We start from the raw sequence: 19,768 nt of genomic DNA, 5'->3' as shown, positions 1-19,768 counted from the left end.
ACTCGCATGAGCATCGGCGCAAACGAACCACACCAAGTCTCCGCCGATGCACAGGCGCCGGTGCTGTCGGTCTCCGGCCTCACGACGTCCTTCATGCTCGAACGGCAATGGATTCCCGTTGTCCGCAACATCTCCTTCGACGTCGCTCCCCGTGAAACCGTTGCGATCGTCGGCGAGTCCGGTTCCGGCAAGAGCGTCACTGCGCTGTCGATCATGCGGCTCATTCCGAAGGAGATCGGCCGCGTCGAGGGCCGCGTCATGCTCGCCGGCCGCGACCTGCTGGCGCTGCCGGAAGCCAGCATGACGGACATTCGCGGCAACGACGTCGCGATGATCTTCCAGGAGCCGATGACGAGCCTCAATCCTGTGCTCACCATCGGCTTCCAGATCGCGGAAGCGCTGATCCAGCATCGCGGCCTGTCGCGCGCGGCGGCGGAGGCCGAGACGGTGCGCCTGCTCGACCGCGTCCGTATCCCCGCGGCCAAGTCGCGCTTCCACGAACATCCGCATCGCTTCTCCGGCGGGATGCGCCAGCGCGTGATGATCGCGATGGCGCTGGCCTGCAAGCCAAGACTTTTGATTGCGGACGAGCCGACCACCGCGCTCGACGTCACCATCCAGGCCCAGATCCTGGAGTTGCTGAAAGAACTCCAGAACGAGGAGGGGATGTCGATCCTCTTCATCACCCACGACATGGGCGTGGTCGCCGAGATCGCCGACCGTACCGTCGTGATGTATGGCGGGCAGGCGGTGGAGACGGACGCGACCTCGCGCATCTTCGCCGCGCCTTCGCATCCCTACACGCGCGCGCTGCTCGCCGCCGTGCCGCGCTTGGGCTCGATGGACGGCCGGGCGCGGCCAATGCGCTTTCCCATCGTCGACAAGGTGACGGGGACCTCGGACGAGCCGACGGAGACGCCCGATACGGTCTCGCCGGCCGAGCGGCCGCTGCTCGAAGTCGCAAACCTCACCACGCGTTTTCCGATCCGCTCGGGCCTGTTCGGCAAGGTCTCGGGCCGGGTCCATGCGGTCGAGAACGTCTCCTTCACCTTGCGCGCCGGCGAGACGCTGGCGCTGGTCGGCGAGTCCGGTTGCGGCAAGTCGACCACCGGCCGTTCCATTCTCAAGCTGACGGAGCCTGACAGCGGGACCGTCCTGATCGACGGCCAGGACGTGCTGGAGATGTCCGGCCGCACCTTGCGCGACGTCCGCAAGCAGATGCAGATCGTCTTTCAGGATCCGTTCGCGAGCCTCAACCCGCGCATGTCGGTGGGCACGACGATCGCCGCGCCCTTGCTCGCCAACGGGCTCGCCTCGGCGTCGCAGGCACGGGACAAGGTCGCCGATCTGCTGGTGCGTGTGGGTCTCACCGCCGACTTGGCCGCGCGCTTCCCGCACGAATTCTCCGGCGGCCAGCGCCAGCGCATCTGCATTGCCCGTGCGCTTGCATTGGGGCCGAAGCTCATCGTCGCGGACGAAGCGGTCTCCGCGCTCGACGTCTCGGTCAAGGCGCAGGTCGTCAACCTGATGCTCGATCTTCAAGCCAGCATGGGTCTCGCCTATCTCTTCATTTCCCACGACATCGCGGTGGTCGAACGCATGAGCCATCGCGTCGCCGTGATGTATCTCGGCGAGATCGTCGAGACCGGCCCGCGTGCGGCCGTGTTCGGCAATCCGCAGCATCCCTACACGAAGAAGCTGATGGCCGCCGTGCCGGTGCCCGATCCCGCGCGTCGCGCCACGAAGCGCGAGGTCGCATACGACGAGATCAGAAGCCCGGTGCGCGCGCCGGATTACCAGCCGCCGGTGCGGCAATATCGCGAAGTGTCGCCCGGCCACGTCGTCCAGGTCTGGGGCGAGGAGTGGTCGGCCTGAGACCTCTCACGAATTGACGTGCACGAAATCCCGCAGCAGCGGATAGATCTCGTTATTCCAGCGCTTGCCCGAGAACACGCCGTAATGGCCGACGCCGGCCTGCATGTGGTGCACCCTGCGATAGGCGCGCACGCCGGTGCAGAGGTCTTGTGCCGCCAGCGTCTGGCCGATCGAGCAGATGTCGTCCTTCTCGCCTTCGACCGTCATCAGCCCCATGCGGCCGACGGCCCGGGTGTTCACGGGACGTCCGCGATGCATCAGTTTGCCTTGCGGCAGGAGATGCTCCTGGAAGACGTCGCGCACGGTCTCGATGTAGAATTCGGCCGGAAGGTCCATCACGGCGAAATATTCGTCGTAGAACGTCTTGATGGTCGCGGCCTTGTCCTTCTCGCCCTTGGCGATGTGGTTGGCGAGATCCATGTGCTGCTTGATGTGGCGCTCGAGATTCATCGAGACGAACGCGGTAAGCTGCACGAAGCCGGGATAGACTTTCCGCAAGGCGCCGAGGCACTGCATCGGCACGTAGTTGATCAGGTTCTGCTCGAACCATTCGATCGGCTTACTCTTGGCGAAGTCGTTGACCTTGGTCGGCTGGATCCGCGTGTCGATCGGCCCCGCCATCAGCGTCAGCGTCGCCGGGCGCGCGGGATGGTTGTCCTCGCACATGATCGCGGCGGCCGCGAGCGCCGAGACCGAGGGCTGGCAGATCGCCACCATGTGCGGGCGCGGGCCGAGCTGCCCGAGGAAATCGATCAGATGCTCGGTGTAGTCGTCGAGCCCGAAACGGCCTTCGCTGCGCGGAATGTCGCGCGGATTGTGCCAGTCTGTGATGTAGACGTCGTGGTCCTGCAGCAGCGTCTTCACGGTGCCGCGCAGCAGCGTGGCGAAATGGCCCGACATCGGCGCCACCAGCAGCATGCGCGGCTGCTCCGACACGCCCTCTTTCCTGAAATGCAGCAGCGAGCCGAACGGCGTCGCGTAGGCGATCTCCTCGGTGACGGCGACTTCGCGATTGCCCACCATCACGCTGTCGATGCCGTAGGCCGGGCGATGATATGTGAGGGTGGAGCGCGAGATCAGCTCCAGCGCCGCCGAGAGCCGGTTGACGACCTGGCCCGGCACGCCCTCGGGCACCAGATTGAGGAATTTGAGCGCAGAGGACGCCCCGGCCCGCCAAGGCGCGGTCAGGTCCATATGGTTCTGAAAGGCCTGATAATACATCGACATCATACTGGAATGCCCACCTTCCCCTGCCGTCATGCAATATCGACGCCAGACGCGCGCCGGATCGCCCCCGAAAATTGGCACGTCGCTTGCTGCTTATTTCACGGAAAGTACGCGTCACGGGCAAACTCGCGGGCCGGGCGGGGTGCAGGGGACAGGGAAGGGCCGATATGGCGAAGGCGACACTGACCATCAGCAGCAAGAACTATTCGTCCTGGTCGCTGCGTGGCTGGCTGCTGACGAAATTCTCCGGGCTCGATTTCGAGGAAATCGTCACCGCGCCGGACGATGCGTCGGCGCGCGCCGAAATCCTCCTGCTGTCGTCGTCGATCCTGGTGCCGTGCCTGCGCCACGACGGCGCCACGGTCTGGGATACGCTGGCGATCGCCGAATATCTCAACGAGGCGATGCCGTCAGCCGGCCTGCTGCCTGATGACCGCGTGCAGCGCGCCCATTGCCGCTCGATCTGCGGCGAAATCCACTCCGGCTTCACCACCTTGCGCGCCTCGCTGCCCGTCAATCTGAAGGGTCATTTTCCCGGCTTCAAGATCTGGTCGCGCGCGCAGGCCGACATCGACCGGGTCTGGTCGATCTGGCGCGACTGCCTGGAGCTGTCGGGCGGCCCGTTCCTGTTCGGCGAGCGGCGCACCATGGCGGATGCGATGTACGCGCCGGTGGTGACGCGTTTCGTCACCTATGACGTCAAGCTCGAGCCGCAGCTGAAGGCCTATGCCGATACCATCATGGCGATGCCCGAAATGAAGGAATGGATCGCCGCGGCGAGAGAGGAGCCGGCCGAGATCGAGGAGCTCGAGGTCGAATATTAGGCAGGCATTGCATGGCCCTGCCTCTTTCGGGGGCGGGGACCGGCCACGGCGGCCCCAGCGCCCATGCCCTTGTCGCGATTAACCTTTGGCGCCCGTGTTCGGCCCGGGCCATCCAGCACGCTGCACAGATATTGTACGCGCGCGCAGAGCTGCATCGACATCTAGCCGTGAACAGCTGCGTACGCGGCCGTTCGGCTGATTCGGACGTGATTCGTTCGGGCCGCGTTCCGAAGGTTAAGGCGAAGCGCGGCCCCGTTGCATTTTGAAACAGATGCAGGCGTCAGGCCGCCCCGCGCTGCCTCACGCGCGGCAGGCGCCAGCCGATGACGGTCGCTTCGACCGCGATACCGGCCTCGTGGTTCTGCCATCGTCCCTCGACGTAACGGCAGGCGAACGGCAGCTGGTACGTTCCGCTGTGGTCCTCGCACAGCACTTCGACTGCGAGGCCCGGCGGTGGTTCTCCGGCGCCGTCGAATTCCGCCAGACGTCTATCGCGCGTTGCCATTCCAAAAATCTCCCCTAAACAAAGCCGCGGAAAGATCGCCCACTTCTTCCGCGCGCGGATCATCGTTCCCCGTCCAAGGGAACGATGCAAGCTCAACGCGAGAATGCGGTACGAGTGTGGTAGCCTTGGGTGGCTGTGCGCAAACAGCGCACATTGCCGTGATCAATTGGACGAGGAACCGTTCATGCTGCTTCGAAACGCCGGCATTCGTTTCGCGACATTGCTGCTCGCAACGCTGGCGAATGCGCCGACGCACGCGCAGGACGTGCCCGGCATCGAGATCTGCACGGTCGAGAAGACCATGGAGCGGCGCACCAGCTGCCTGCAGAGCAATGTCGACTTCCTGCAGAAGACGATCACCAAGCTCACGCTCGACCACCGGCAGAAGCTGGACGCAGCCAACCGCCAGATCGACGCGTTGAAGGTGACGCTCGCAGGCCTGCAGAAGACGATCGGTGATCTCCAGACGGCGCAAGCGAAGCAGGCGGACGATCTGAAGAAGAAGCAGGACGCGCCGCCGGCGAAGGACGCGAAATAGGCGCGCCGGTCACGTCACGCGATATCGCTCCATCACCTCCCGATCGGGCTCGTAGCCGAGCCCCACGCCCGAGGGCACCGCGACATGGCCGGTGGCGTCGCTGTCCGCGCGGCCGCCCCAGAGGCAGGCTTCGCGTTTCAGATAAAACAGCTCGACGAGCCCATCGTCGCGTGTCGCCAGCAGATGCAACGTCGCGAGCAGGCCCGGGCCGAAATACGGAGAGTGCGGAACGATCTTGACGCCGAGCCGGTCGGCCAGCGCCGCGATCTTCAGAAACTCCGTGATGCCGCCGACCTTGATCACCGACGGCTGGGCGTGGCTCACCGCGCCGGCCGCCATCATCTGGCGGAATTGATATTCCGTGCAGGCATTCTCGCCGGCGGCAATCCCGAGCCCGCCTTTGCTGCGCACCTCGGCGAGCGCGGCGAAATCTTCCGGCGGCCACACCGGCTCCTCCAGAAACATCGGCCGCGCGTCGCGGCACGTCGTTGCGAACGCGATCGCCTGCTCGGCCGTCAGGGGGCAGTTCATGTCGACCATCAGCGGAATGGCCGGCCCGATCGCCTCCCGTGCGGCGAACACCGCAGGCGCCGTGGTCTCGTGCAGCTTGATCGCGCCATAGCCGAGCGCGAGCGCCTTCTTGCATTCGCTGGCGATGTTCTGGGGCGATCCGATCCGCAGCAGGCTCGCATAGGCGGGAATGGCCGTGCGCCTGGTCTCGCCGAGCAGGCGATGCAGGGGCACGCCCTCGACCTTGGCGGCAAGGTCCCAAAGCGCGATGTCGAGCCCCGAGATCGCGAACATGGTGATGCCGTAGCGGCCGAACAGATGCAGGTTGCGCTGGATCTGCTCCATGACGGCGGGGATGCCGGCCGCATCGGGCACCTTCAGCCCGCGGGCCTGTGGCGCGATCATCTCATCGACGGCGCTGCGCGAGGTGCGCGGGCAGACATAGGCGAAGGCATCGCCCCAGCCGGTCAGCCCTGCGTCGGTGGTGACCTCGACCAGCATCATGTCGAGCGCGGAGATCGCGGACGCGCCCTGGCGGAAGCTCGCGACACCGGCATCATAGGGGATGCGGATATGATGCGCACGCACATCGGTGATTTCCATGTCGCGGTTCCTCCGGGCTTTCTGGTGAGCGGTTCTGCGCAGTGTAGCCACGAACGCCGGCTCGTTGCCAGTGGCGGTTCAAGCGCGGTCATATCGCGGCGCCGAAGGAATGCGCGCAACGCTGGCATACCATCCCGCTTGCTTGGCAAGCCGAGGCGACTTTGCCATAACCGCAGGCAAATCTTGCGTGTGGGGCCCGTGCCGGACATCCCGTGCAAGCCATAACAAGCAGCCGGGAGGGTCCCATAATGTCCAACGTTCGCGTTCTCGCCACCGACCTCGAATTTCCCGAAGGGCCGGTCGTGATGCCTGACGGTTCGGTGGTGCTGGTGGAAATCCGCGGCCAGCGCCTGACGCGCGTTTATCCCGACGGCCGCAAGGAGATCGTCGCGAAGATTCCGGGCGGCCCGAACGGCGCCGCGCTCGGCCCCGACGGCAAGATCTACATCTGCAACAATGGCGGCTTCTCCTGGATCCCGACCCGCAACATGATCATGCCGGGCCCGCAGCCCGACGATTATCTCGGCGGCTCGATCCAGCGCGTCGACCTGCAGACCGGCAAGGTCGAGACCGTTGTGACCAAATGCGGCGAGCACGAATTGCGCGGGCCGAACGATCTCGTGTTCGACAAGCAGGGCGGCCTCTGGTTCTCCGATCTCGGCAAGCGCCGCCATCGCGAGATGGATGTCGGCGGCATGTACTATCTCAAGCCCGGCATGACCGAGCTCGTCGAGGTCGTGCACGGCATCCTGCCGGCGAACGGCATCGGGCTGTCGCCGGATGAGAATACCGTCTACATCGCGGAGACGCCGACGGGTCGGCTGTGGGCCTACGAGCTCTCCGCGCCCGGCACGCTGAAGCCGCGCGACGTGATCTATCGCGGCGAGCGGGGAAAACCGATCTGCGGCCTTGGCGGCTACCAGATGTTCGACTCGCTCGCGGTGGAGGCGAACGGCAATGTCTGCGTCGCTACCCTCGTTTCCGGCTGCATCTCGGTGATCGCGCCCGATGGCACCCTGGTCGAGCAGGTCCCGACCGGCGACCGCGTCACCACCAACATCGCCTTCGGCGGCCCCGAGCTGAAGACCGCCTACATCACGTTGTCAGGCAAGGGCGAGCTGGTCGCCATGGACTGGCCGCGCGGTGGATTGCCGTTGAATTTCCTAAACAAGTGAATGTATCTGGACGAGCCGACACATCCGTCGTCATTCCGGGATGCGTGCGCCAGCACGCAGGCCCGGAATCCATCGGGCCGCAGGGTCTGTGGTTGAATGGATTCCGGGCTCGCGACTTCGTCGCGCCCCGGAATGACGGCAGTCATTATGGAGTGAGATATGCCCTGGCCTGATCCCATCACCCTGCGTGGACAGCACGCCCGTCTCGAGCCGCTGTCGCAGCAGCATCGCGAGGGGCTGGTGGAGGCCGTGAAGGACGGCGAGATCTACAAGATCTGGTACACCGCGATCCCGACGCCGGAGAACGTGGCCAAGGAGATCGACCGCCGCCTGGGCCTGCAGGCCGCGGGCTCGATGCTGCCGTTCACCGTGTTCGATGCCGGCGGCAAGATCGTAGGACAGACGACCTACATGAACATCGATGCTGCCAACCGGCGCGTCGAAATCGGCTCGACCTGGTACGGCAAGAGCGCGCAGCGTGGCCCGCTCAACACCCAGTGCAAGCTGCTGCTGCTCACCCATGCCTTCGAGACGCTGAACTGCATCGCGGTGGAATTCCGCACCCACTTTTTCAATCACCAGAGCCGCAATGCCATCGAGCGCCTCGGCGCCAAGCAGGACGGAATCCTGCGCAGCCACCAGGTCGCGCCGAACGGCACGCTGCGCGACACCGTGGTCTACAGCATCACCGCGGCCGAATGGCCGACGGTGCGAACGCATCTGAATTATCAACTCAACGAAAAGCCGCGCTGAGCGGCGGCCGAGGCATCATGGACAGATTTGATTATGTGATCATCGGCGCGGGCTCTGCCGGATGCGTGCTCACCAGCCGGCTGAGCGAGGACCCCAACACCAGCGTCTGCGTGCTCGAAGCCGGCCCGTCCGACTGGCATCCCTACATCCATCTGCCGGCGGGCTTCATCAAGACCTTCCACATGAAGAGCATCAACTGGGCCTATCAGCAGGAGCCGGGTCCCTGGACCGGCGGGCGCAGTATCTACGCGCCGCGCGGCAAGACGCTCGGCGGCTCCTCCTCGATCAACGGCCACATCTACAACCGCGGCCAGCGGATGGATTTCGACACTTGGGCGCAGATGGGCAATCGCGGCTGGGGCTATGCCGACGTGCTGCCCTACTTCCGGCGGCTGGAGAAGCGCGTCGGCGAGGGCGACGACACGTTCCGCGGCCGCGACGGCAAGCTCACCGTCACCACCATGGACTGGCGCGATCCGCTCTGCGAAGCCTTCATGGAAGGCGCGGTGTCGCTCGGCATTCCCCGCAATCCCGATTACAACGGCGCCATACAAGAGGGCGTCTCCTACTGCCAGCGCACCATCGACAAGGGCTTGCGCGTTTCCGGTTCGACCGCGTTCCTCAAGCCCGCGATGAAGCGGCCGAACGTGCATGTGCACACGCATGCGCATGCCACCGAGATCATCTTCGAAGGCAAGCGCGCCGTCGGCGTGCGCTACACCAAGGGCGGCCGCGGCGGCACGCCGATCGAAGTGCGCGCCAACAAGGAAGTGATCCTGTCCGGCGGCACCTATAATTCGCCGCAGCTGCTGCAGCTCTCCGGCATCGGCTCGCCGGATCTGTTGAACGCCCATGGCATCAACGTGCGTCACGCGCTGCCGGTCGGTGAGGGCCTGCAGGACCATTACGCCCCGCGCACTGTGGCGCGGGTCAAGGACATCAAGACCATCAACGAGCTTCGCCGCGGCGTCTCGCTGTGGATCGAGGCGCTGAAATGGGCGACCGCGCGCCGCGGCCTGCTCTCGCTGTCGCCGACCATGGTCTATTGCTTCTGGCACTCCGGCGAGAGCGCGGACTCTTCCGATCTGCAGCTCACCTTCACCCCCGCGTCCTACAAGGAAGGCGTGCAGGGCCAGCTCGAGGACGAGCCCGGCATGACCGTCGCGTCCTGGCAGCAGCGCCCCGAGAGCCGCGGCTATGTCCGCATCCGCTCCAGTGATCCCTTTGCGCCGCCGATCATCCAGACCAACTATCTCGACGCCGAGCTCGACCGCCGTGTCATCGTCGGCGGCATGAAGCTCGCGCGTAACCTGCTGAAGTCCGCGCCGCTGTCGCCCTATTACGCCTACGAGGATTTCCCCGGCCCGAACATCAACACCGACGACGAGTTTTTGGCCGCTGCGACCGAACGCGGCACCACCACCTTCCATCCCGGCTGCACCTGCCGCATGGGCCCGGCGGATTCGAGCTGGGCGGTCGTCGACGACCAGCTCCGCGTCCACGGGTTAGAGGGATTGCGTGTGATCGACGCTTCGGTGATGCCGCGCATGATCTCGGCGAACCTCAACGCCTCCACCATGATGATTGCCGACCGCGCCTCGGATCTCATCCGCGGCAAGCAGCCAATGGAAGCCGCGCGCATTCCGGACGTGGCGGTGGCGTGAGCTTTCGTAGGGTGGGTTAGCTGCGCGACTGCGCGAAGCGCAGGCCGCGCGGCGTAACCCACCACTTCTGTTAACGCCGAGACAAAAGAGGCGGGTTACGCTGACGCTAACCCACCCAACTGCTTCTTTATTTGTAGCTACAGAAAGTTGACGGCCAGCTAAATTGTAGCTACATTAAAGACAATGAAAATCGTCTGGGATGAACCGAAGCGGCTCGCCAACCTCGACAAGCACGAGCTGGATTTTGCCGATCTCAACGAGACGTTCTTCGATAACGCACTGGTCATTCCGTCGCACAACAAGAGCAAACGCTGGGTTGCGATCGGCGTGAGCATCCGTGGTGTCATCGTTGTCGTGTTCGCCCGGCTGGGACGCGAAGGCGTCAGCATCATCAGCATGCGACCGGCAAGCCGCAGCGAAAGGAAACTCTATGCCGAACGCTAAAAAGAAGTCGGGTTACACCAAGAGAGACCTGCGTGCGGTCAGCGACACGCCGGAGCTGACAAGGGCCGATTTCGCCAAGGCGCGGCCTTTCTCTGAAGTCTTCCCTGATCTCAGCGCAGCCATCCGCAAGGGCCGAGGTCCGAACAAGGCGCCGACAAAGACGCTCGTCTCCCTGCGCCTCAGCCCAGAGGTGGTCGAGCATTTCAAATCGACCGGACCGGGCTGGCAGTCGCGGATCGACGAAACCTTGCGCAAGGCGGTGAAGCGCAAGGCGTCGTGATGGATATCAAGAACGAGAAGAGCAGACTGTCAGATGCCTTGAAGCAGAATTCTGAGCAGAAGTGGGCTGCTGCCGCACTGTCTGTTACTGACGATCCGCGGGTCGTATTCGCGGGAAGCGCCGGCGGGGCGAGCAGTAAAGCCGGGGATCTGTTGCGGATATACCAGATCAGGCAAAAACACTGCGTGGAAGAGGGTATCGAGACCTATGGAATGGCTGAGCTGATCGACGTCCTGTCCGACTTCGGTGAGCGAGGCCTGATCCAAGTACAGCCGTTCCTCGGACCTGGAGGCAGCATTGCCGCCTTCTGGGATGCCGCAGGAGACTTGTTGGGTTGCATCACGGTGCTTGGACGAGATTCGGAGAGTGGGTGGGGGAATCTCGATTTTGCGAATGGGAAGATCTAGGCGCAGGCGGGTCACTTCGCGGTCCGTCGGGCAAAACACCCCGCACCCGTCAACCCCTTCCCACAAAAATATTCCACTTTACCGAAATTCGGAATTGCGGCATAAGTCGATACAGCCCGGCCCGACGAAGAGGGGCGGTTCGCGAGTCGTTCGAAACGCGGGCCGGGTTGCGGTGGACGCGGCAGCGTCGTGCGCGAGAGGCGCGGGCAGGGCGGGTAGTCCCTGTGAGCCCGAGGCTTCGTGCGGACGAGCGGCGCCGAAGTCCGGCGAAGCCTCTTGGGCGGAGCCGGATGAGCTGCGTACGGCAAAACCGTGTGGTCCTGGCCGTCGTTGCTACGGTCAAGCCTTTGCGGAGATGTGCGCGAGCCCAACCGGGCAGACGGCATCGTCAATTCGCGGGGCGAGGGAGGCCAGAAGGAAAGTTCGGCTCCCGGGAGATCACGGCATAAGCCGTCCGACCACTGCGCAGGGAAGGCCGTGTGTACGGCCACACCTGTATGCTGCTGTGCGGTTTGTCTTGCGTGTGCGTTTCGCGCAGCAGACCGCGGGTGCGAGCCGGCACCCGGCCTTCCCTGCGCCCTCTGATCGAAGAGGGAGCGAGACTGAAGCAAAGCTCGGGCGAAACACGCCGCGAGGCTGCGAAGGCGTGTCTGCGGCTACACTCACACTGTCATCGCCCGCGAAGGCGGGCGATCCAGTATTCCAGAGATGGTTATGGTTGAACCGAGAAGCCGCGGCGTACTGGATTCCCCGCCTTCGCGGGGAATGACACCGTGACTGGAGCGGCGGTGGAGGCCTGTCGCGTAGAGACCGCGCCTACACTTCCCGTCGGCTCAAGAACGCCAGCCGCTCGAATAGATGCACGTCCTGCTCGTTCTTGAGCAGCGCGCCGTGCAGCGGCGGGATCAGTTTGCGCGGGTCGCGCTCGCGCAGTTGCTCGACGCTCATGTCCTCGTTGAGCAGCAGCTTGAGCCAGTCCAGAAGCTCCGAGGTCGAGGGCTTCTTCTTCAGCCCGGGCACTTCGCGCACCTCGAAGAAGATGCGCAAGGCTTCTTCCACCAGACGCTTCTTGATGCCGGGGAAGTGGACGTCGACGATGCGGCCCATGGTGTCGGCGTCGGGGAACTTGATGTAGTGGAAGAAGCAGCGGCGGAGAAAAGCGTCCGGCAGCTCCTTCTCGTTGTTGGAGGTGATCATCATGATCGGGCGCTGCTTCGCCTTGATCGTCTCGCCGGTCTCGTAGACATGGAATTCCATGCGGTCGAGCTCGAGCAGCAGATCGTTCGGGAATTCGATGTCGGCCTTGTCGATCTCGTCGATCAGGAGCACCGGGCGCTGCTCGGCCGCGAAGGCGTCCCACAGCTTGCCGCGCTTGATGTAGTTCTTGATGTCGGACACGCGCGCATCGCCGAGCTGGCTGTCGCGCAAGCGCGACACCGCGTCGTATTCGTAGAGGCCCTGCTGCGCCTTGGTGGTGGACTTGATGTGCCAGGTCAGCAGCGGCGCATTCAACGCCTTCGCCACTTCCTCGGCCAGCACCGTCTTGCCGGTGCCGGGCTCGCCCTTGATGAGCAGCGGGCGCTCCAGCACGATCGAGGCATTGACGGCGACCTTGAGATCGTCGGTCGCAACATAGTCCTTGGTGCCGGTAAATTTCATTGCGTGTCCTTGGGTAATCGTCGGCGCGAGGTGCGGCCCCGGTCGCGACAAGGGAACGGCCGCTCGCGGCGGCCGTTCCTGGTTCGGTCAGGCTTTCAGACCCGTTTTATCAGCGAAAGGATGACGAGCACAATCACCGCGCCGATGGTGGCGTCCACGATGGCGCCGACCGTGCCCGTTGCGAGCTGGATGTGCAGCTGGGGCAACACCCAGCTTGCGACCAGCGCGCCGATGATGCCGACAACGATGTTGCCGATCAGTCCAAATCCCGCCCCGTGGACAATCTTGCCCGCAAGCCAGCCTGCGATCGCGCCGATGATGAGTGCTGCGACAATTCCCATTGCAAACGTCCCCAAAACAACCCCGTGAGGGCCCCAATTCTAGAGCAAAAAGCTTCCCGGTCCAGCGCCCGGCGGCGGTCTCCGCCCCTTGACGTTCGTCCCCCGACGGGCAATCTGTCACTTATGTTCTTGCAATTCTTCACCTCTCTGCGCGATGCGCAGGTCCCCGTGACGCTGCGCGAATACCTCACGCTGGTCGAGGCGCTCGACGCCGATCTGGCGGATTATTCGGTCGAGAATTTCTACTATCTGTCGCGCACCTCGCTGGTGAAGGACGAGCGCAACCTCGACAAGTTCGACCGCGTCTTCGGCACGGTGTTCAAGGGGCTGGAAAACCTGCTCGACGCCATGGAGAAGGCGGAGATCCCCGAGGAGTGGCTGAAGAAGCTCGCCGAGAAGTACCTCAGCGAGGAAGAGAAGAAGCAGATCGAGGCCATGGGCTGGGACAAGCTCATGGAAACCCTGAAGAAGCGCCTCGAGGAGCAGAAGGGGCGGCACCAGGGCGGCTCGAAGTGGATCGGCACCGCCGGCACCTCGCCGTTCGGCGCCCACGGCTACAATCCCGAGGGCGTCCGCATCGGCCAGGAGAAGAACCGCAACAACCGCGCCGTTAAGGTCTGGGACAAGCGCGAGTTCAAGGACCTCGACGGCAATGTCGAGCTCGGCATCCGCAACATCAAGGTGGCGTTGCGCCGGCTGCGCAAATTCGCGCGCACCGGTGCCCCCGATGAACTCGATCTCGACACCACCATCCGCGAGACCGCCAATCACGGCTATCTCGACGTGCATATGCGTCCCGAGCGGCGCAATGCGGTGAAGCTGCTCGTATTCTTCGACATCGGCGGCTCCATGGACATGCATATCGAGCAGGTCGAGGAGCTGTTCTCGGCGGCGAAGAGCGAGTTCAAGCACATGGAGTATTTCTACTTCCACAACTGCCTCTATGAAGGCGTGTGGAAGCAGAACAAGCGCCGCTTCACCGACCGCACCCCGACATGGGACGTGCTGCACAAATATCCGCACGACTACAAGATCGTGTTCGTCGGCGACGCCTCGATGTCGCCTTACGAGATCATGGTGCCCGGCGGTTCGGTCGAGCACGTCAACGAGGAGCCCGGCTCGGTCTGGCTCGACCGCATCATCCGCACCTATCCGCATGCGGTGTGGCTGAATCCGGTCGCGCAGAAGCATTGGGACTATTCGGAATCGACCACCATCATCAAGCGCATCTTCGCGAACCGGATGTATCCGATCACGATTGAAGGGCTTGAAGGTGCGATGAAGGAATTGACGCACTAGCTCCCGCCGTCATTCCGGGGCGCGACGAAGTCGCGAACCCGGAATCCATCGGGCCGCAATATTCGTCGATGAATGGATTCCGGGTTCGATGCTGCGCATCGCCCCGGAATGACGAAAGAGAAGGGAAGACCCAATGCCCCAAAACATCACCCGCGGCATCAAGGCGCTGATCGACGAGGCCAATGCCGAGATCGAGACGCTCAACGCCAAGGACGCCATCGAGATCTCCAGGAACGGCGACGTCGTCATCGTCGACATCCGCGACCCCCGCGAGATCGAGCGCGACGGCCGCATCCCCGGTGCGTTCTCCTGCACCCGCGGCATGCTGGAATTCTGGATCGATCCGCAGAGCCCCTATGCCAAGCCGGTGTTCCAGGAGGACAAGAAGTTCGTGTTCCACTGCGCCGGGGGCTTGCGCTCGGCGCTCGCGGCCAAGACCGCGCAGGACATGGGCCTCAAGCCCGTCGCCCACATCGCAGGCGGCTACGCCGCCTGGCGCGATGCCGGCGGGCCGACGGAGAAGTGGGAGCCGAAGAAGAAGGGGTGAGGGGGCGCACCGCTCTCTCCACCCGTCATTCCGGGGCGCGCGTAGCGCGAGCTACGGTGCGCAATTGCGCACCTGAGAATCCATTCATCCACCAATATTGCCGCACGATGGATTCCGGGTTCGTGCTACGCACGCCCCGGAATGACAAGGAAAATTCTGCATGACCACCGATCCCCTCGTCTCCACCGAATGGCTCGCCGCCCATATCAACGACGCCAACGTCAAGGTCCTCGACGCCAGCTTCAAGCTGCCGGGCGTGCTGCCGCTGCCGAAGGACGACTATCTCGCCGCGCACCTGCCGGGCGCCGCGTTCTTCGACGTCGATGCGGTGTCGGACCATTCCAACCCGCTGCCGCACATGTATCCGAGCGCAGAGCAGTTCGGCCGTGACATCGGCAATCTCGGCATCTCCAACGCCGACACCGTCGTGCTCTACGATGCCGGCGGCTGGGTCGCAGCGCCGCGCGCGTGGTGGATGTTCCTGGCCTTCGGCCATAACAACGTGCGTATCCTCAATGGCGGATTGAAGAAGTGGCGCGCCGAAGGGCGAGCGGTCGAGGCCGGCGAGGTGAGGCCGAAACCCGCGAGCTTCAAGGCGAGCTACGATCCGAAGCGCGTGCGCAGCATGCAACAGCTGATCGCGAACGTCGAAAGCCGTGCCGAACAGGTGATCGACGCCCGCGCCGCCGACCGCTTCGAAGGCCGCGCGCCCGAGCCGCGGGCGGGCATTCGCTCCGGCCACATCCCCGGCGCCCGCAACGTGCCCTACAATCAGCTGTTCGACGCCGCGACCGGCGAGATGAAGCCGCTCGAGGATCTGCGTGCTGCCTTCACCAGCGCCGGCGTCAAGCTCGATGCGCCGATCGTGACGAGCTGCGGCTCGGGCGTGTCGGCCGGCGTGCTGACGCTCGCACTGTATCGCCTGGGGATCGCCGACACCGCGCTCTATGACGGCTCCTGGTCGGAATGGGGCCGGGAGGGCGGCCCAGCCATCGCGATCGGGGCGGCGTGAGCCCACGATGATGGTGCGCTTCCTCGCGCTCTGCACGCCTTGAGCGCACGCCTCGTCCTTCGAGACGACTGCTTCGCGGTCTCCTCAGGATGAGGCGAAGCAGCATCGGTGCTCGTTGAAACCAGTGCCGCGCACTCGGTCCTCATCCTGGGGGCCCGCCAACGGCGGGCGTCTCAAGGATTGCCACAAGCGACATCGCTTCCCGCAAGCGGGGAGAGGTGAAGAAGGCGCGTCACCGCGTGCGCGTGGTCGTCGTCGCAAAGGTCTGCGGCTGGCCGAACGGATCGAGCTGCTGCTGCAACTGCTGAGGGGGCGGACGTCGCACCACGCGATGCCGCTTCTTGGCCTTCGCCTTGCTCTTGGTCGCCTTGTCGTCGGCCTTGCTCTCAGCCTTGCTCTCAGCCTTGGCCTTCGCCGGCGCATCCTTCACGGCCGTCGTCGCCGGCTCGTTCAGAGCGGCCAGCTTGGCCGAGGCGACGTCGAGTGCGGAGGAGGCCAGCGCCGCACTGTCCGCCGGCGCCGGCTCGCCGGCGGTCGCGGCAGGCTCGGGCGCGGGGATCGACGCCGTGGTGTCGGCCGGGGTGAGCGTATCGGCGGGTGCCGGCGCAGCGGCCTCCGTCGCCGTCTCGGAGCTGGCCGGTTCGGCGACCGTGACGTCGGCCGGAGGTGTGGCGGCCGGAGACTGAGTCTCGGTCGTCAGCGCGGCGATCTGCTCGGGCTCGCTTCCGGGCAGTCCAATGGTCGGCACCTGGTCGCGCAGTGACGGCTCGGGCTCGGCCGCTTCCGGCTCCGCTCGCAAAACCGCTAACACCGGCTGGGCGGGCTCGGGAGCCTGCGCGAACATCTGCTCCTGCGGGCCGTTCCGCCAGGAGGGGTTGCTGACATACTGCTCATGGCTCGCGCGCAGCAGTGCGGCGGCGCCCAGGCCGAACACCAGGATGGAGGATGAGAGCAGGATCGCGGCAAACAGGAAGCGAAAGCCGGGAAGCATCGAAGGATTGCGAATTTCCGCCCCGGCGGCGAAGTAGCCAGGGCTCATGAGCCATCTGAACGCGGTGACGGTACTGCTTGCCGCGTTCGCCGCGCGGGGATCGGGAGCTAAAATGGGCGGCGAATCAGGCTGATTCGAACATACCGCAACGATTCCGAGCCGTTCCCTTAAATTCGGAGGCGAAGACTGCGGCAATTGACGCCATGAGCTGATTTCCGCCCCGTGATGCAACGGGGCAACGGTAGTCTTGCGGATCACAAATCGGCAAGTCCCGCGCAAATAAGCCTGATATGTCTTGAATGTGCCGCTATCTTCGGCCATCTGGCCGGTAACGGTCCTGACGGGCCCGGGGACACTGCAAGAGCGATGATGATCAAACATTTTCTGACGATATGCGCTGCCGCAACAGTCGCTGCGGCGGGAACCTCGCTCGCACAGGCTCAGAGCTACCCGGTCCAGCAGGCACCGAGCTACGGCGCCCCGGCCGAATACCGGCCCGGCGATCGTGCGCCGAATTTCGATGCGCTGGAAGATGACGACGACGCGCTGCCGCAGGCCTCGCTGCCGCCGCCCGGCCCGGCCGACGATCCGCGCTATGGCCGCCCGGTCGGCGCTCCCCCGGTCTACTCGGCCGCGCCGTCGCAGGGGCCGGTGATGTCGCCGGATGACCCGCGTTATGGCCGTCCGGCTGGCGCTCCGCCGGTCTATTCGGCCGCGCCGCCGCAGGGTCCCGTGATGTCGCCCGACGATCCCCGCTACGGCCGCCCCGCCGGTCCGCCGCCGGTGATCTATGCCAATCGTCCGGGCCAACAGGGACAGGCCCCTGCTGATGACGGCCTGCGTCCGCCGGAGGCCGTGGCTGGTCCCGCCGCGACCGGAACGGTCCAGGCCGGGCAGCCGCCGGTTGGTGCCGATGGCCGGCCGATTACGGTCGCTTCGCTGCCGCCCGAGGAGCAGCCCGACGCTGCGCCGGCACAGCTGCCGCCGAACCTGCGCCGCCAGGAGGTCTCGTTCCAGACCAAGGAGCCCGCCGGCACCCTCGTGGTCGATACGCCCAACACCTATCTCTATTACGTGCTTGGAGGCGGCCGTGCGATCCGCTACGGCGTCCGCGTCGGCCGCGACGGCTTCACCTGGACCGGCGTGCAAAAGATCACCCGCAAGGCCGAGTGGCCGGATTGGCATCCGCCGACCGAGATGATCGAGCGCCAGCCCTATCTGCCGCGCTTCATGGCCGGCGGCCCCGGCAATCCGCTCGGCGCCCGCGCGATGTATCTCGGCTCGACCGTCTACCGCATTCACGGCACCAACCAGCCCTCGACCATCGGCAAGTTCGTCTCGTCCGGCTGCATCGGCATGCTCAACGAGGACGTCTCGGACCTGTTCGATCGCGTCAAGGTCGGCACCCGCGTGGTGGTGCTGCCCGGTGGTCCGCCGCCGGGAACGGCGACCGCCTCCGCTGCGCCCGCGCCGGGCGCTGCTCCCGGTCCCGCTCCGATGGCCGCGCAGGCCGGCCCGGTCCCGGGCACGCAGCCGACCGTGGTGCCGCCGCTGCCCGCACCGGTCACCGTGCGCTAAGCCTCGACCTACAATTCAGAATTGCGAAGGGCGTGCCACCGGCGCGCCCTTCGTCGATTCAGGCCAGCTTGCGCGGCAACTCGCCGCCCCCTGTGAAGGCGTCGATGGCCTCGACCATCTGGCCGTAATGGATGCGCAGTCCGTCCTCGGTGGCGTAGCCGAGATGCGGCGTCAGCACGAGGTTGTCGAGCTTGCGGAAGGGATGGTCGACCGGCAGCGGCTCGACTGCGAACACATCGATGCCGGCGCCCGCGATCCTGCGCTGCTGCAACGCCTCCAGCAGCGCCTGCTCGTCCACGATCGGCCCGCGCGCGGTGTTGACGAGAAAGGCCGTCGGCTTCATCCGCGCCAGATCGGCAGCGCCGACCAGCCCGCGCGAGCGCTCGCTCAGCACCACATGGATGGTGACGATGTCGGCCTTGGCGAACAGCTCCTCCTTGGTGGCATATCCGACGCCGACGCCTGCGCATTTCTCCGGCGTGAGGTTCGGGCTCCAGGCGATCACGTTCATGCCGAACGCCTTGGCGATCCCGGCCATCCTGCTGCCGAGCTTGCCGAGCCCGACGATGCCGAGCGTCATGCCCTCGATCTCGACGCCGGCGAAGGTCTGCCAGGGCTCGCCGGCATGCATGCGCGCGTTCTCGCGGCCGATGCCGCGGGTCAGCTCCAGGATCAGGCCCATGGTGAGCGGTGCGGTTGGATCGCGCGAATATTGCGTGCCTGCGACGGTGACGCCGCGCGCCTTCGCAGCTTCCATGTCGATCGCGGCATTGCGCATGCCTGACGTGAGCAGCAGCTTCAGCTTCGGCAAGCTCTCGAACAGGCTCTTCGGGAATGCCGTCCGCTCACGCATCGCGCAGATGATGTCGAAATCGGCCAGCGCGCTGGCCGCGGCCTGCTCGGAGGCGAAGGGATGGCTGAACACGGTGACGTCGAGGCGGTCGGACAGCTTCTGCCAGTCAGCGACGTCGAGCGCGAGGTTGAAATAGTCGTCGAGAATTGCACAGCGCAGCCGGCTCATCGGTGGTCATCCATGGCGAGAGGGAACGGCGCTGGGCGGGCGCCATCGTCGAAACCAGGCCATGGTTGCGCGCAATCAGGACGGCGCGCAAGCCGCTCGCGCCTTCAAAACTCCGATAGCAGGAGATGGTTCAGAGGTCGCGGGGCTTCAGGCGGAACGGCGCGTTCATGCCGTGCTTGGCGCGCCAGGCGGGGCCGGGGCCGCGCATGTAGTGCAGTTCGGGCCGGTAGGGATTGAAGGCGGTGGCGAAGAAGCGCTTGAAGAACCCCTTGATCTCCGAGCCGAGCGCAGAGGAGCTGCCGGCTTCGGCCGGAACAGGAAGTGAATGGGTGTCGATCAGAGCCATGACGCTGTCTCGCTGTGCTCCCGCTTGTTCTGAGCGGGTGGCGCTGTTGCCGCGCGAGACCGAGCATTCGGCCTGATTGATTAAAAGATGGTTTCAATTGTCCGGATCTGGCCCGGATGGTGTCCGTTCCGTATTCATCCGTGGTGAACGGACGGAAAACATTGCCCTT

21 protein-coding genes are annotated in these 19,768 nt (G+C 65.0%); 13 read left to right on the top strand and 8 right to left on the bottom strand.

Annotation, left to right across the window (positions count from 1 at the left end; all coding sequences use genetic code 11):
• Positions 1-6: 6 nt before the first annotated feature.
• A complete protein-coding gene (locus CIT39_RS27260; RefSeq protein WP_094977251.1) occupies positions 7-1,875 on the top strand; it encodes an ABC transporter ATP-binding protein in 1,869 nt (622 codons plus the stop codon).
• 6 nt (positions 1,876-1,881) lie between these two features.
• Here the strand turns inward: CIT39_RS27260 and CIT39_RS27255 are convergent, their stop codons facing one another.
• Positions 1,882-3,105, bottom strand: coding sequence for a polyhydroxyalkanoate depolymerase (locus CIT39_RS27255; RefSeq protein ID WP_094977252.1), 1,224 nt, complete (start codon positions 3,103-3,105; stop codon positions 1,882-1,884).
• A gap of 164 nt (positions 3,106-3,269) precedes the next feature.
• On the opposite strand from CIT39_RS27255, the gene CIT39_RS27250 reads away from it, so the two are divergent.
• Positions 3,270-3,926 (top strand): glutathione S-transferase family protein, encoded by a 657-nt coding sequence (locus CIT39_RS27250; protein WP_094977253.1) that lies wholly within the window; start codon positions 3,270-3,272, stop codon positions 3,924-3,926.
• Positions 3,927-4,206: 280 nt separating this feature from the next.
• On the opposite strand, the gene CIT39_RS27245 is transcribed toward CIT39_RS27250, so the two are convergent.
• Complete coding sequence (locus tag CIT39_RS27245; protein ID WP_094894014.1) at positions 4,207-4,431, bottom strand: hypothetical protein; 225 nt, start codon at positions 4,429-4,431, stop codon at positions 4,207-4,209.
• Positions 4,432-4,615: 184 nt separating this feature from the next.
• On the opposite strand from CIT39_RS27245, the gene CIT39_RS27240 reads away from it, so the two are divergent.
• Positions 4,616-4,969 carry a hypothetical protein gene (locus CIT39_RS27240; RefSeq protein ID WP_094977834.1) on the top strand — a complete coding sequence of 118 codons (354 nt, stop codon included), beginning with the start codon at positions 4,616-4,618 and terminating at the stop codon, positions 4,967-4,969.
• A 9-nt stretch (positions 4,970-4,978) separates the two neighbouring features.
• Here CIT39_RS27240 and CIT39_RS27235 read toward each other — a convergent pair whose 3' ends face one another.
• On the bottom strand, positions 4,979-6,082 hold the full coding sequence (locus CIT39_RS27235) for a mandelate racemase/muconate lactonizing enzyme family protein (protein WP_094977254.1): 1,104 nt from the start codon (positions 6,080-6,082) through the stop codon (positions 4,979-4,981).
• 248 nt (positions 6,083-6,330) lie between these two features.
• On the opposite strand from CIT39_RS27235, the gene CIT39_RS27230 reads away from it, so the two are divergent.
• The 6 genes from CIT39_RS27230 (at position 6,331) to CIT39_RS27205 (ending at position 10,805) form a co-directional block, all read left to right on the top strand.
• Positions 6,331-7,257, top strand: coding sequence for an SMP-30/gluconolactonase/LRE family protein (locus tag CIT39_RS27230; protein WP_094977255.1), 927 nt, complete (start codon positions 6,331-6,333; stop codon positions 7,255-7,257).
• A gap of 159 nt (positions 7,258-7,416) precedes the next feature.
• Entirely contained in the window at positions 7,417-8,010 is a 594-nt protein-coding gene (locus tag CIT39_RS27225; protein WP_094977256.1) for a GNAT family N-acetyltransferase, read from the top strand.
• A gap of 17 nt (positions 8,011-8,027) precedes the next feature.
• A complete protein-coding gene (locus tag CIT39_RS27220; RefSeq protein WP_094977257.1) occupies positions 8,028-9,674 on the top strand; it encodes a GMC family oxidoreductase in 1,647 nt (548 codons plus the stop codon).
• Positions 9,675-9,857: 183 nt separating this feature from the next.
• On the top strand, positions 9,858-10,118 hold the full coding sequence (locus CIT39_RS27215) for a BrnT family toxin (RefSeq protein WP_094977258.1): 261 nt from the start codon (positions 9,858-9,860) through the stop codon (positions 10,116-10,118).
• Positions 10,105-10,398, top strand: a complete 294-nt coding sequence (locus CIT39_RS27210; protein ID WP_094977259.1) for a BrnA antitoxin family protein — start codon at positions 10,105-10,107, stop codon at positions 10,396-10,398. Before CIT39_RS27215 ends, CIT39_RS27210 begins: the two co-directional genes overlap by 14 nt.
• A complete protein-coding gene (locus CIT39_RS27205; RefSeq protein WP_155526033.1) occupies positions 10,398-10,805 on the top strand; it encodes a hypothetical protein in 408 nt (135 codons plus the stop codon). Before CIT39_RS27210 ends, CIT39_RS27205 begins: the two co-directional genes overlap by 1 nt.
• 816 nt (positions 10,806-11,621) lie before the next feature.
• On the opposite strand, the gene CIT39_RS27200 is transcribed toward CIT39_RS27205, so the two are convergent.
• Together CIT39_RS27200 and CIT39_RS27195 are read right to left on the bottom strand one after the other, a co-directional pair.
• Positions 11,622-12,464, bottom strand: coding sequence for an AAA family ATPase (locus tag CIT39_RS27200; RefSeq protein ID WP_027529387.1), 843 nt, complete (start codon positions 12,462-12,464; stop codon positions 11,622-11,624).
• A gap of 95 nt (positions 12,465-12,559) precedes the next feature.
• Complete coding sequence (locus CIT39_RS27195; protein WP_018318587.1) at positions 12,560-12,805, bottom strand: GlsB/YeaQ/YmgE family stress response membrane protein; 246 nt, start codon at positions 12,803-12,805, stop codon at positions 12,560-12,562.
• A 123-nt stretch (positions 12,806-12,928) separates the two neighbouring features.
• Between CIT39_RS27195 and CIT39_RS27190 the strand changes: the two genes are divergently transcribed.
• The 3 genes from CIT39_RS27190 to sseA all read left to right on the top strand — a co-directional run bounded on the left by CIT39_RS27190 (position 12,929) and on the right by sseA (position 15,663).
• Complete coding sequence (locus tag CIT39_RS27190) at positions 12,929-14,104, top strand: vWA domain-containing protein (RefSeq protein ID WP_094977260.1); 1,176 nt, start codon at positions 12,929-12,931, stop codon at positions 14,102-14,104.
• 133 nt (positions 14,105-14,237) lie between these two features.
• A complete protein-coding gene (locus CIT39_RS27185) occupies positions 14,238-14,651 on the top strand; it encodes a rhodanese-like domain-containing protein (protein WP_094977261.1) in 414 nt (137 codons plus the stop codon).
• Between the two features lie 160 nt (positions 14,652-14,811).
• Complete coding sequence (gene sseA, locus CIT39_RS27180; protein WP_094977262.1) at positions 14,812-15,663, top strand: 3-mercaptopyruvate sulfurtransferase; 852 nt, start codon at positions 14,812-14,814, stop codon at positions 15,661-15,663.
• Positions 15,664-15,895: 232 nt separating this feature from the next.
• On the opposite strand, the gene CIT39_RS27175 is transcribed toward sseA, so the two are convergent.
• The gene (locus tag CIT39_RS27175; protein WP_094977263.1) at positions 15,896-16,702 is read right to left on the bottom strand and encodes a hypothetical protein; all 807 of its coding nucleotides are present in this window, start codon (positions 16,700-16,702) and stop codon (positions 15,896-15,898) included.
• A gap of 321 nt (positions 16,703-17,023) precedes the next feature.
• Between CIT39_RS27175 and CIT39_RS27170 the strand changes: the two genes are divergently transcribed.
• On the top strand, positions 17,024-18,232 hold the full coding sequence (locus CIT39_RS27170; RefSeq protein ID WP_162308708.1) for a L,D-transpeptidase family protein: 1,209 nt from the start codon (positions 17,024-17,026) through the stop codon (positions 18,230-18,232).
• Between the two features lie 58 nt (positions 18,233-18,290).
• On the opposite strand, the gene CIT39_RS27165 is transcribed toward CIT39_RS27170, so the two are convergent.
• A complete protein-coding gene (locus CIT39_RS27165) occupies positions 18,291-19,253 on the bottom strand; it encodes a D-2-hydroxyacid dehydrogenase family protein (RefSeq protein WP_094977265.1) in 963 nt (320 codons plus the stop codon).
• Between the two features lie 130 nt (positions 19,254-19,383).
• A complete protein-coding gene (locus CIT39_RS27160) occupies positions 19,384-19,599 on the bottom strand; it encodes a hypothetical protein (RefSeq protein ID WP_094977266.1) in 216 nt (71 codons plus the stop codon).
• Positions 19,600-19,768: the final 169 nt, after the last annotated feature.

Origin of the sequence: Bradyrhizobium symbiodeficiens, assembly GCF_002266465.3 — a bacterium.
In the GTDB taxonomy this organism is placed as follows: domain Bacteria; phylum Pseudomonadota; class Alphaproteobacteria; order Rhizobiales; family Xanthobacteraceae; genus Bradyrhizobium; species Bradyrhizobium symbiodeficiens.
The sequence above is the reverse complement of the archived record's forward strand: the minus strand, read 5'-3'. Positions and strand labels throughout refer to the sequence as shown.